This window comes from Enterovibrio coralii, assembly GCF_001559595.1.
Classification (GTDB): domain Bacteria; phylum Pseudomonadota; class Gammaproteobacteria; order Enterobacterales; family Vibrionaceae; genus Enterovibrio; species Enterovibrio coralii.
Genome location: NZ_LNTY01000006.1, coordinates 284,005 through 297,098 on the forward strand (window position 1 = coordinate 284,005; position 13,094 = coordinate 297,098).

9 protein-coding genes and 3 pseudogenes are annotated in these 13,094 nt (G+C 47.9%); 4 read left to right on the forward strand and 8 right to left on the reverse strand.

What is annotated here, in order from left to right:
* Position 1: 1 nt before the first annotated feature.
* Complete coding sequence (gene pgl / locus ATN88_RS02010; protein WP_067410632.1) at positions 2-721, forward strand: 6-phosphogluconolactonase; 720 nt, start codon at positions 2-4, stop codon at positions 719-721.
* Positions 722-835: 114 nt separating this feature from the next.
* A pseudogene (gene gnd, locus ATN88_RS02015) lies at positions 836-2,283 on the forward strand (decarboxylating NADP(+)-dependent phosphogluconate dehydrogenase).
* A 73-nt stretch (positions 2,284-2,356) separates the two neighbouring features.
* Here gnd and ATN88_RS02020 read toward each other — a convergent pair.
* From ATN88_RS02020 to ATN88_RS02045, 6 genes and pseudogenes are all read right to left on the reverse strand, one after another.
* Positions 2,357-3,769 (reverse strand): aspartate aminotransferase family protein, encoded by a 1,413-nt coding sequence (locus tag ATN88_RS02020; protein WP_067410636.1) that lies wholly within the window; start codon positions 3,767-3,769, stop codon positions 2,357-2,359.
* A gap of 12 nt (positions 3,770-3,781) precedes the next feature.
* Positions 3,782-5,287 (reverse strand): NAD-dependent succinate-semialdehyde dehydrogenase, encoded by a 1,506-nt coding sequence (locus tag ATN88_RS02025; RefSeq protein ID WP_067410641.1) that lies wholly within the window; start codon positions 5,285-5,287, stop codon positions 3,782-3,784.
* A gap of 146 nt (positions 5,288-5,433) precedes the next feature.
* Complete coding sequence (locus ATN88_RS02030; RefSeq protein ID WP_067410645.1) at positions 5,434-5,913, reverse strand: Lrp/AsnC family transcriptional regulator; 480 nt, start codon at positions 5,911-5,913, stop codon at positions 5,434-5,436.
* A gap of 60 nt (positions 5,914-5,973) precedes the next feature.
* Positions 5,974-6,989: pseudogene (gene doeB, locus ATN88_RS02035) on the reverse strand (N(2)-acetyl-L-2,4-diaminobutanoate deacetylase DoeB).
* A gap of 16 nt (positions 6,990-7,005) precedes the next feature.
* Positions 7,006-8,192 (reverse strand): annotated as a pseudogene (locus tag ATN88_RS02040) (M24 family metallopeptidase).
* 382 nt (positions 8,193-8,574) lie between these two features.
* Positions 8,575-8,829, reverse strand: coding sequence for a hypothetical protein (locus ATN88_RS02045; protein WP_067410650.1), 255 nt, complete (start codon positions 8,827-8,829; stop codon positions 8,575-8,577).
* 399 nt (positions 8,830-9,228) lie between these two features.
* Between ATN88_RS02045 and ATN88_RS02050 the strand changes: the two genes are divergently transcribed.
* A complete protein-coding gene (locus ATN88_RS02050) occupies positions 9,229-10,980 on the forward strand; it encodes an EAL domain-containing protein (RefSeq protein ID WP_456297731.1) in 1,752 nt (583 codons plus the stop codon).
* A 60-nt stretch (positions 10,981-11,040) separates the two neighbouring features.
* Here the strand turns inward: ATN88_RS02050 and ATN88_RS02055 are convergent, their stop codons facing one another.
* On the reverse strand, positions 11,041-11,511 hold the full coding sequence (locus tag ATN88_RS02055) for an FKBP-type peptidyl-prolyl cis-trans isomerase (protein ID WP_067410657.1): 471 nt from the start codon (positions 11,509-11,511) through the stop codon (positions 11,041-11,043).
* A 169-nt stretch (positions 11,512-11,680) separates the two neighbouring features.
* Positions 11,681-12,481, reverse strand: coding sequence for a 5'-methylthioadenosine/S-adenosylhomocysteine nucleosidase (locus tag ATN88_RS02060; protein WP_083539397.1), 801 nt, complete (start codon positions 12,479-12,481; stop codon positions 11,681-11,683).
* Positions 12,482-12,538: 57 nt separating this feature from the next.
* Here ATN88_RS02060 and ATN88_RS25740 point away from each other — a divergent pair, with 57 nt between their 5' ends.
* Entirely contained in the window at positions 12,539-12,784 is a 246-nt protein-coding gene (locus tag ATN88_RS25740) for a hypothetical protein (RefSeq protein WP_157490640.1), read from the forward strand.
* Positions 12,785-13,094 lie beyond the last annotated feature (310 nt).

The window sequence follows — 13,094 nt, forward strand, 5'->3', positions numbered from 1 at the left end:
AATGAAGGAATTCCGCATTTTAGATAATGCTGACGCTGTCGTGACAGAACTGGCATCGTCAATGAAAAGCCTGAGTGAACAAGGACGTCCGGTTCATATCTCACTCTCTGGTGGCAGCACGCCTAAGCTGCTGTTCAAATTGCTGGCGCAACCTGAGTGGGCGAACAGCATTCAGTGGCAAAACTTGCATTTCTGGTGGGGCGACGAACGTTGCGTGGCACCTGATGATGCTGAGAGCAACTACGGTGAAGCCAACGCGCTGCTGTTTAGCCATATCGATATTCCTGCAGAAAACATTCACCGAATTCGTGGTGAAGACGATGCAGAGCAAGAAGCAAATCGTCTATCGGCAGAAATTCAAGCTGAAGTACCAAAGAAAAATGGCTTGCCAGCGTTTGATTGGATTTTGCTGGGTATGGGCGACGATGGCCACACTGCATCCTTGTTCCCGGGGCAAACAGATTACGATGAGCCTGCACTGGCAATCGTGGCTGCGCACCCACAATCGGGTCAGCTGCGTGTATCGAAAAGTGCTCGCCTGCTGAATAATGCAGACCGCATCAGCTACTTGGTACTGGGTGCAGGTAAAGCTGAAATGGTTGAAGCAATCCACGGCGAAAACGCAGACGCTGATCTGCCTTATCCAGCCGCGCATATTCAATCGGCTCACGGCACGACTGAATGGTTTTTAGATGCTGCTGCCGCGAAGGCATTGGCATAAGCACAGTTTAAGTGGCAGAACTTTGCTGAAATTAGGCAGAGGTTTGCCAAAAATTAAACACACCGATGACCATAAGATGCAAGCGTTCAGGTCATCGGTTAGAAGGAGTTAAAAATGAAAGGCGATATCGGTGTAATTGGTCTGGCTGTAATGGGTCAGAACCTGATTTTGAACATGAATGACAACGGCTTCCGTGTTGTAGCTTACAACCGTACCACTCAAAAGTTGACGAGTTCCTGGAAGGCGCAGCGAAAGGCACCAACATCATTGGTGCTTACTCTCTGGAAGATCTGGTAGAGAAGCTGGAAAAACCTCGCAAAGTGATGCTGATGGTTCGCGCAGGCGACGTTGTTGATCAGTTTATTAATGCACTGACACCGCTGCTGGAAGAAGGTGACATCATCATCGATGGTGGTAACTCTAACTACCCAGACAGCACACGTCGTATGAAAGAGCTGGAAGAGAAAGGTCTGGTATTCATCGGCGCAGGTGTGTCTGGTGGTGAAGAAGGTGCACGTTTTGGACCTTCAATCATGCCGGGTGGTAACCCAGCGGGTTGGCCTGCAGTTAAGCCTATTTTCCAAGCGATTTCTGCGAAGACAGACAGCGGCGAAGCATGCTGTGATTGGGTTGGCCGTGAAGGTGCAGGCCACTTCGTGAAAATGGTTCACAACGGTATCGAATACGGCGACATGCAGCTGATCAGTGAAGCTTACCACTTCATGAAAGAAGGTCTGGGCATGAACCACGACGAAATGCAGGCAACCATGACTGCATGGAACAAGACTGAACTGGATAGCTACCTGATGGAAATCAGCTCTGAAATCGTGGGTTACCGCGACGAAGAGGGCGAAATCGTTCTTGAGAAGATCCTAGATACTGCTGGCCAAAAAGGTACCGGTAAGTGGACGGGTATCAATGCGCTGGACTTCGGTATCCCACTGACGCTGATCACTGAATCTGTATTTGCGCGCGCATTGTCGGCTCGCAAAGAAGAGCGTGAAGAAGCAGCTGCACTTTTCCAACACAAGATTGCTCCAGTAGAAGGTGATCGTGAAGTGTGGTTGGAAGCACTGCGTCAAGCACTGCTGGCGGCGAAGATCATTTCTTACGCACAAGGCTTTATGCTGATCCGTGAAGCGTCAGAGCAATTCAACTGGGAACTGAACTACGGCAACGTTGCGCTGTTGTGGCGCGGCGGTTGTATCATCCGCAGTGCATTCTTGGGCAACATCCGTGACGCGTATGAAGCAAACCCAGACCTGAAATTCTTGGGCTCAGACGAGTACTTCAAGAACATTCTGGAAGACTGCATGGGTTCATGGCGTAAAGTTGTGGCTAAGACATTCGAAATCGGCCTGCCATCACCAGGTCTGTCTTCTGCACTGACTTTCCTTGACGGTTACACAACGGCGCGTCTGCCAGCTAACATGCTGCAAGCACAGCGCGATTACTTCGGTGCACACACTTACGAGCGCACTGACCGTCCACGTGGTGAGTTCTTCCACACAAACTGGACAGGTAAAGGCGGCGATACCGTATCGACGACTTACAACAGCTAATTGTTGATGTCAGCGTAAAAATAAAAATGCCAGTCAGAATATCTGACTGGCATTTTTTCTTTCAGGGCTTGTTCTACGCTGCTTTCCAACCGCCGCTGTGTACGAGTTTATCCGTGACTTTGTTTACGGCCTTCTCTGCGCGTTCAACAATGTCATCGATGTCTGCGCGGTTCACGACGAGAGGCGGGGCAAAGCCTAAGATGTCACCATGTGGCATGGCACGGGCAATAAGACCTTCCTCTAAGCATGCAGCCGCGACTTGAGGCCCGACTTTCAGATTTGGGTCAAAGTGTGCGCGGTTGTTCTTGTCACTCGAAAATTCCAATGCATGCAGCAACCCAATACCGCGAGAGTCACCAATCAAAGGATGATCTGCGAAGGTCTCTTTCATACGTTGCTGGAAGTAGGCTCCGGTGTCTTTAGCGTTTTGTGTCAGATTCTCACGCTCGATGATATCGAGGTTGCACATCGCTGAGGCAGCACCCAATGGATGACCAGAGTAAGTGTAGCCGTGGCCAATTGCACCCCATTGATCTGTACCGTCTTCCAGCACTTTCCACACGCGTTCACCGACCATGACGCCTGACAGAGGTTGATAAGCAGACGTCAAACCTTTCGCGACAGTGATAAGGTCTGGTTTCATGTCGTAATAGAGCGAGCCGAAGTCCGCGCCGAGTCGGCCGAAGCCACACACGACTTCGTCCGCAATCAGCAGAATGTCATATTTGTCGAGCACTCTGCGAATGGCTGACCAGTATCCTTCTGGTGGTGGCACTATGCCGCCCGTACCTAAAACAGGCTCAGCAATCATTGCGGCAACTGTTTCTGGACCTTCAGAAATGATCATGTTTTCCAATTCAAGCGCACAGTAAGCAGAGAATTCCAATTCACTCATGTCATTGTCTACACGGCGGTAGTAGTAGGGCGCAACAGTGTGTTTGATCCGCTCCAGCGGTAAATCAAAATGGGCGTGAAACAGGGGCAATCCTGTCAGTGAGCCAGACGCGATACTTGAACCATGATAGCCACGATCGCGTGAGATGATTTTCTTCTTCTCAGGCAGTCCGCGTGCATTGTTGTGATACCAAACGAGTTTGAGTTGGGTTTCGTTGGCATCACTGCCCGACATACCGTAGTAAACCTTGCTCATGCCTTGTCCTGCCATTTTGATAATGCGTTCAGACAAAGGAATGAGAGCCTCATTGGTGTGCCCAACATAGGTGTGGTAGTAAGCGAGCTTCTTGGCTTGCTCGTAGATGGCTTCTGCCATCTCTTCACGTCCGTATCCAATGTTGACGCAGTAAAGGCCCGCGAAGCCATCAATTAACTCTACGCCTTCTGAATCGGTGATACGGATGCCTTTTGCATTCGTGATAATGCGACCTGGCATATCGCCGTCTGCGTATTGCTTGAGATGGGTCGATGCATGAAAGACATGCTGACGGTCTAATTCCAACAGTGCTTTAGTATCGATATTCTTGTTCATGGCTAACTCCTTTTAAATGCCGCCAGTAATGTTTAAACCGCCTAGGCAGTAGTATTTAATCTCGCTATATTCATCAAAGCCGTGTCGGCTGCCTTCCCGTCCCAAACCAGATTGCTTCATGCCGCCAAAGGGAATCGGGTGGCCGGTCATTTTCACGCTGTTAATACTGACCATGCCAAATTCAAGGCCACGCATAAGCGTCCAAATCTGTCTGACATCATGGCCGTAGACATAGGCCGCAAGCCCGTATTCAGTGTCATTGGCTGCCGCGATGACCTCAGGAAGGGTGTCGTAGGGAATGAGCCCGGCGACGGGACAGAAATTCTCTTCGCGGTAGACCGCCATGTCGGGCGTGATATTGGTCAGCAGAACAGGGTGAAAGAAGTTACCGTCTGATACAGATTGAGGTTTCCCTGCAACCAGCTTTGCACCTTTATTCAATGCGTCGTCTACGATCTTTCTGGCTTTGGTGACAGCCTGTTCGTTGATGAGTGGGCCAATGTCTGTGACCGGATCAAGGCCGTTACCGACCTTGAGCTTTTGCATTTCAGTGGCGAATGCGTCAGTGAATGCATCAAATTTCTCTCTGGGCACGAAGATGCGATTCGCAGCGAGGCAATCTTGTCCTGATGTCTGAAACTTGGCATCGACAGCCGCTTTTGCGGCTTCGTGAATGTCCATGTCTGGCAACACGATAAAGGGCGCGTTTCCGCCCAATTCCATTGAGCATTTCTTCACGGTGTCGGCACTCTGTCTTAGCAACAGCTTTCCTACTCGTGTTGAGCCAGTGAAAGACAGTGCCTTCACTTTCTCGGAGCAAGACAAGGTTGCCGAGATCATAGGTGCATCGCCTGTGACGACATTAAAAACGCCAGCGGGAATACCAGCTCGCTCAGCCAATTCCGCTAACGCCAGCGCAGAAAAGGGCGTTTCTTCAGCGGGTTTAACAATGACGGTACAACCAATGGCGAGAGCTGCCGCCGCTTTGCGGGTGATCATCGCACTCGGGAAATTCCATGGTGTGATCAACGCAGCAACGCCAATAGGCTCCCGAATAGTCGCTAAATGCGCATTGGGAATATGGCTTGGGATGGTTTCACCGTAGGCTCGTCGGGCTTCCTCTGCAAACCAACGAATGAAGGAAGCGCCATAGTCGATTTCTCCCCGCGCTTCGTCGAGCGTTTTACCTTGCTCTAACACCATCAAACGGGCTAAGTCTTCACGGTTTTCTTTTATCTTGTCATGCCACAACATCAATCCCGCTGCGCGATTGTCAGCGGAAAGGGCTCTCCAGTGTTTGAAGGCAGCCTCCGCTGCTTCAATTGCGTGATCAACTTGCGATTTTTCCAACGAGGTGATGTAACCCAGCACATCATTGTCTGCCGGGTTAGTAACCGCGATATCCGCATTACCGGCAATCCACTTGCCGTTAACGTAAGCGAGTTGTTTAAACAGGCGCGAGTCTTTGAGTTGGGCGAGAATCGCGTCGTTGCTTTTATGTAGATTTAGCGCAGCCATAGGACCCCCTACGCACAAAGTGAATACACTTAAACTCTACGAGCGTGAGGGAGAATCTGTTTTCTGATGGCAGGGAAATGACTTGGTGTTTTTTCTGAATTTCAGCGAATAAGTTTGTCTTTTTTCTGTGACGTTAATAACCCACTCTATTGCTTCAAGTTTTCGTCGATATCGAACGGGTCTTTCTGATGCTTTACCGTCTTGGTGACGATGTAGGTGTAATAGCGTTCAATGCCAAGATCTGACATCAGCCAGCTGTCTATCAATCGTTGGTATTGGTCGATGTCTTCTGTAACAACGCGAAGGATATAGTCCACGCCGCCACCTGTTGAAAAGCAATCGGCCACTTCCGGACAGTCGAGCATGGTTTGTTCAAAGCGTTGGAAGTGGCTGACATCATGTTTGCCGAGCGAGATTTCCACCATAACGGGGGTTTTCTTTTGGAAGATTTGAGGGTTGATACGCGCACTGTACCCTTCGATGATACCAGCCTCTTCAAGACGTTTTACGCGTTCCCAACAAGGGCTGATGGAGAGGTTTATAGCCTCAGCCAGATGAGATTTGGTAATTCGCCCCTGAGTGGCAAGAACCTGAAGAATTTTGAGATCATATTTGTCTAATCGCATCGCTAATCCTTGTTCTGATTTACTAATCGTGGCACAGGGTTAGCGGGTTTCCCAGTTTCGCTAAGGACTTAAGATTGGCTTTGCGATTACGACAAAGGTGTCACCAATGTTGATGAGCGAATGATGACGTACCGCGCAGACGACGCCATCTGTCGTGGCATAGTATTTTTCTGGCGTTGCACCCGTTCTTTCCACCGAGTGAATGGTGGCAATCAAATCGCCTTTCACGACAAGTTGACCCAGTTTTACCGCAAGCTCCATGATTCCCCGATGTTCGCTTTGTGCGTAACATTTGGCACTGGGTATTTCCATGGCTTTTGGCTCTGCAGGTGGGTCAATGTAGTTTTTCAGCAAGATGCCGCTGTAAACAAGGAAGTTATGAATCCCGCGGTCGGCCATCGCAACGGTTTCCGGTGATGTCGAACCGCCGCCACCCAGCTCCGTGGTAACGAATACTTTTTTCTGTTTCTCTACCGCTGTGTCATAGAGCGAAGTTGGTCCATTTCTTCGATGTAGAAATAATAAGGTGCTCCAAATAGCCTTGCACCTTCCCAACAGCGTAATTCTTGTAGTTTGTCTGGAAGTCGATGAGCCGCCGCATACGGGAGAATATCGAGCGTTTTTCCGCCGGAGTGGATATCCAGTGCGGTGTCGCACATTGGAATCAACACGCGGTTGAAGTAATCCGCGATTTGCTCTGTTACCGAACCTTGGGGATGACCTGGAAAAGCACGGTTCATGTTGCCGCCATCAATCGGAGAAACGCGACTTCCTGCTTCGACAGCAGGATGATTCATCATAGGGATGATGATCACACGACCTTTGATTTGTTTCGGTTTAAGCTTAGTACAGAGCTTTTGAAGTGAGATGATGCCTTCATATTCATCACCGTGATTTCCGCCTGTTAACAGTGCCGTTTGTCCGTCACCGTTTTTCACAACGGTTATGGGAATCATCACGGCTCCCCATGCTGACTGATCGCTGGAGTAGGGCAGCTTTAAAAATCCGTGCTGAATACCATCTGCATTAAAGTCGATGTTGGTACTTATTGCTGAAGGCGGCAATCGTTTAGGCATCGGCTTATCCTGTCACTTAATGTTTAACAAACAACTGTCTGGGGAAATCACAGAGCGTTTTTGCACCACGTCGGGTGATCACTATGCTTTCGGTCGTCTCCATTCCCCAGTCATCCATCCAAAGTCCTGGCATAAAGTGGAATGTCATGCCTTCTTTTAAGATGGTTTGATCTGAAGGACGAAGGCTCATCGTTCTCTCGCCCCAGTCAGGAGGATAGCTTAGCCCAATCGGGTAGCCACATCGAGAACCGCCACGGTCAAAGCCATATTTCGCCATGGTTTTGTCGAGTGCATCGGCAATGTCACCGCATGTGTTGCCGGGTCTTGCAACGGCGAGCCCCGCTTCTAAACCTTCATTCAGGGCGTCGTTTGCTCGCTTGAAATGATCGGCAGCTCACCCAAATAAATGGTTCGCGAGAGAGGACAATGATAACGGCGATGCACGCCTGCCATTTCAATAAACGTGCCTTCACCTTTCTTAAATGGACGGTCATCCCACGTTAGGTGAGGTGCGGACGCATCAACGCCTGAAGGCAGCAGGGGAACAATGGCTGCATAGTCGCCGAAATGATCACCGTGACCGATAACAGCGTGCTTGTTAATTTCCGCAACCAAAATGTGTTTTGGCAACCCTGGTTCAATCAATTCGTACGCCACGCGATGCATGTTCTCCACGATCTTAGCGGCCGCCTTCATATATTTGAGCTCTTGATAAGATTTTTCTGCGCGGCACCAATTCACCAAAGCCGTGGCGTCAACTAACGAGGCTAGGGGCAAGTTATCTCGAAGTGCTTCGAAGGCGGTGGCACTGAAATAGTAGTTGTCTTTCTCTACGCCAATGTGACCACGGTCCCATTGCAATTCAGGCAAGATATGGTTGGCGAGAAACTCCATTGGATGTAGAGGGGGATTCATAACGTAATGGTCGGGATACGCCGTGATATTTTCAGGATGCATAAACACAGTGCGACGCGCGCCATTCGCATCTTGTCTGCGACCAAACCAAAGAGGTTCTCCGCTTAGACCCAAAACGACACATTGAGGCACGTAAAAAGACCAACCGTCGTATCCAGTCAGCCAAGCCATGTTTGAGGGATCGTGTACCAGCAGGACATCGATCTCTTTTTCTAGCATTGCGGCACGTACCTTTGCGATACGTGAATAGAACTCTTCCAGTGAAAAGTTGAGTGAGATTTCGCTCATGCCTCAAACTCCTTCTATACCGCCCAATGGACGAACGTTGACGTTCAACAGTCATCGCCAATCACCCATGAGAACCAAGTTCGGAGCCGATACTCGGGCTCATTATCAGGGTGTTTGTTTTGCCGTTCTCTTTCGGCTTTACTGCCTTAGCGCGTGTGTTTTTGGCTGTCTCCTTTTTACTGGTTTTCACGGTATGCATAGCCGTGGCAGTCAAAAATGGTAGAGGCTTTGTTTCACGCTCTCCTAACACTTACATTAGTGATTAATATTTAGTCAATCAATTTGTTAGACGTAATAAATGCGCTACTGGTTCAATTTGGCAACAAATTCCCTTCAAGGCGGCGTGTCTTGCTGCTTGTCTCAAAAATGGAAATTCGGTGATTTAGTTTGCCGGACATGTGAGTACTCTGAGAAGGAAGGTCATTTTTCCACCGAGTAATTTTGGCAAGATGAGGCTCATGATCTGCGGTTGAATTCCCAGAAGCATTGCGGGTGAGCGTGTCTTGGATTCGATGTTGAAAAAGCCGTCAATGAAACCAAGTGTTTTTTCATTAAAACGCCAAATTTCAGGCACGATATTTTGACGTTTTATGGTGATTTTAAGGCTTTGAGCTAACTTGGAAGCTAAAGGATGCATTTTGTAATCATTTGAAATAGTTATGTTCGATGATTAACCATAATTTCGTTGTTGGTAACAAAGCTCACATATATAATCCGCGAAATTTTAATACCTAATGAATAACATCGGTACCATATGGTGAAACTGCCTTCTTTAAGGTCCTGTTACGATACGTATGTTCGCGACATTTCTATTGTTTTTTTGCTTCTTCTGCCATTAACGATATGTAATGCAATTTCTCTGTTTTCTGGCCACTTTTTAAACTTTGCCGAGCAGGGGGAGTTAGCGAAGCGCTTTTTCTATTTTTCCGACCTTTTGATCGGTGTTTATCCGACCGCGCTTTGTATTATCACGACGTATTATCTGTCGTCGAAGCATAACACCAGTCCAATGGTGGTGATTCCGTACGCATTGGTTATGTTTACGGGAATTTCGATTGCGAATGATTTGGTGGCACCACACAACGGGTTACCCAATAACCCGTTAATTGCGTTGTTGACGGCGTTGATTGCCTCTTCGTGGTGTGTGGCATTCAGAGTGTTTCCGCTTGACCCATCGCGCATCGACTTTGTAAGCGCGTTGTATAAGCAATCGGCGCACTTTTTTGGTTTCCTTTTGCTGACTGTGTTTTTTAACCAAGTCGTTGGAAGCATCATCCTCGAATCTGATGTGATCAGTGGCAACCTCACGTTGAATCCACTGACAATCAGCGGTGGCCTTTTCTATCAGTTCATTTTGGGACTGTTGGGTTCAATTGGTATCAATGGTCACAACTTCCTGTTTCGTGCGAAGCAGCAGTTATATGAAGACACAAAAAACAACCTTGATGCTTGGGAGATGGGCGAAGCACCATTAAACATCCTGGGGCAGGGCTTCTATGATGCTTTTCTAGCGATTGGTGGCTCTGGGAGCACCATGAGTTTGCTGCTTTGTATTTTGATTTTTTCAAAGGATAAACGACACATTACGTTGGCCTTGTCGGCGTTGCCTTTGGTGATGTTCAACATCAACGAACTGTTGCTATTTGGTTTGCCAATCATCTTTAACCCAACACTGATTGCGCCTTTCGTGTTGGTGCCAATGATCAGTTTTGTGGTGGTTTATGGTGTGATGGCTCTTGGTTTGGTCAATCCTGTTAGTGCCATTGTTGATTGGATGACACCACCGCTTATTAGTGGTTACTTGGCGACAAACAACAGTATTGGTGGTGTGATCCTTCAGGTGCTTGTGATTGCTATTGGTGTGATGGTTTACAGACCGTTTTACCTGCATTACGCCGGCAAGAGTAACATTGATGCCCGAGCGATGATTCGTCGCCACGCATTGGAGAAAAGCACACTGACATCCTTCCTTGGTGAGGTTAACCAATCGATGGGTGGACACGTTAACCGTCACGAAGTCAGCCAGCGCGTAGGTAAGATGATGACTCGCGGAAGCTTTGTCATGTATTACCAACCACAGGTAAACCTGAAAGATCCTTCGGACGTTGCTTATGAATCACTGGTGAGGTATCGCACCGACGATGGACAAATTGTGCCACCAATGTTCATTAAAGACTTCCATCAGGTAGGGGCGATTAAACAACTAGACGAGCTGGTCATTGACCTTGTGTTGCAAGATCTGAAGCGTTTACCGCTATCCGCAGGCTGCCGCGTTGGCGTAAACATTTCAGCTGAGTCTGTTTCGGACCCTGACATTGTGGATTACATCGCCGAGCGTCTTTATCACTATGGCGTGTCTCCGACCTCTCTTGAGTTAGAAGTGACCGAAGAAGCTATTTTGGAAGACCACGTTCAGATCAGACAAAACATCGAAATCCTTCAAGGGTTGGGCGTCAAAGTTGCGATTGATGACTTCGGGGCAGGGTACGCATCGTTCCCGCATCTATTGAAGTTTAATTTCGACAAGGTGAAACTCGACCGCTCATTGCTTCTCAATGCGACGGAAGAGCGGGGCCAAAACCTCTATCAATTGCTGGCAAAAATCAGTGAAGTAACAGGCTGTGCGTTGGTGGCAGAAGGTATCGAAACCGAGAAGGACGTGGCGTTTGTCGAAAGCTGTGGCATTGATATCTGTCAGGGCTTCTACTTCGCGAAACCGATGCCGCTTGAAGATGCTGTCGGTTGGGCGTCGAACAAATCTGTGCTTGAATCCGTTAAGCACGCTTAGAGATCAAAAAAGCCGTGGTATCGACCACGGCTTTTTCTTATCTGAATTGTGAATGGCTGATTAGTTGAAATCCAGCAATTCAACATCAAAAATCAAGGTTGAACCCGGCTTGATGATACCTGCACCGCGATTGCCATAAGCCAGTTGAGCAGGGATAAAGAATCGTGTTTTCTCTCCTTTTTTCATCAATTGAACGCCTTCAGTCCAGCCCGGAATCACCTGATTCAAACCGAATTCAATTGGCTCTCCACGCTGCACGGAGCTATCGAACACCGTCCCGTCGATTAATGTGCCGTGGTAATGCACTTTTACCTTAGATGTTCTCGTAGGGTGCGATTCGCCTTCGCCGGCTTCCAGAACTTTGTATTGCAGACCGGATTCAGTTGTTTGTACGCCTTCCTCCTGCGCATTTTTAGTCAAGAAAGCTTCACCTGCTTCTTTATTTTCTGCAGCGGCTTTCATCGCCTTTTGGCGATTGAGGTAAATCAAAACGATCAGGACAACGATAGCGAGGGGTAATGCAAAATCCATAATGACTCTCTTAGTGACGTAAGGTTAAAGCGTACGCTTTCTTTCATTATGTAAAACCTGTACTGCAATTGGAATCAATAATATGGGACAAGATGTTGCTGATACGGACGAGGAGGTGAGAAAGGCGATTAAGCGATGAAAAAAGGGGCCTAAGCCCCTTTCTATGATGTTACTTTTTGATCAGGCCATCAACCACATCAAGAACGAACTCTTGGCAATGCTTGGCGGTCGCAGGATCAAAATCTTGGTTATGTTGGTCAGTATTCGAAAGCACGCGAATGCTTACGAAAGGGACGTCGTAGGCTTCAGCCACAAGTGCTGCAGCGGAGGTTTCCATTTCTTCAACCGACGTGCCCAGTGTTTCGTGGAACCAGTTGATTCGGTCTACTTCGCGGTTCCACTCGTCAGCAGTGCCGATAACGCCTGAAACCACTTTACCGTGCTTGTATGCATTGCTGTAACTTAGCGTGTGCGCGAGTAGAGCATCGTCAGCATCAAAGTGCGAGTGCTCGACCAGCTCACCGTTTTTACGAAGACGCATAACGACATCAAAGTTCTGCCATTTTTCAGGGTGGATACCTTGGCCTTTTTCGGTGTACTCGACTTTGTACGCACCCATGTTGAAACTGCGTGCGCCAACAACGATGTCACCACGGTAAAGTTCTGGGTCATGGCCACCAGACGTTCCCTGATTGATGATGGCTTTTGGATTAAATAGCTCAATACCAAGCGTTGTTGAAGCAGCTGCATTTGCTAAACCAATTTCCGTTCTGGAAATCACAACTGGATGGCCTTTAATGTCACCTTCCCAAAACGTCCAACCACCACGATGTGTTTCTTTTGCATTCTCTAGCGCGTTAATGAGGACATTCGTTTCCATGTCCATGGCACCTTGGATAAGAATGGGTTGCTGTGCAGCAATCGCGGAAGTAGAAAGCAATAGAGAAAGCGAGGCTATTTTCTTAAACATCTATATCGACCTAACAAACAAGCGGTAAATTCCGGCGCATCATACTAAAGCAAACGTTTGCGTCAATATTTAATTCCAATAATTATTCCAACGTTTCTTTTTAGTTCTAAAGGTTTTATTTATCGGGTGGTGAATGTTTGTGCACATTTGTTTGGAGGGATGGTGGAGGTGCGTTTTATTTTTGGCGTCATGCTGGTGCAGATATTGCCCCAAAAAGCAGCAATGCATCCCTATGAATTCGTTCAGAATAACGGTTTTAACGCATTTTTGTGGCCTGGCCGTAATTGGTATGGTGTTTGCTAACACTACTATGTGCTCACGCACGGCCTACTCTGCACTTCTAGGCAGAAGTGCTTATTAATTAGCGTATTTCTTCTTTAGCGTTTGCTCCGCATCTTGAATAAAGTGCGGAGCTTTTTTTTACACGTCGTTAACCATGTCCTTTGCGATCTGCTTTCCATTCTTTACATATCAAACCAGGTATTACATTTTCGCGATGCGTAATTAATCTGCAAGAAATGCAAATTTCAAGATACGTCAGCCCATTTGTACTGATTTAATTCGCTGGCTTGGTGCAAAAAACCAAGAAACAAAATGTAATTGAGATGTTTCA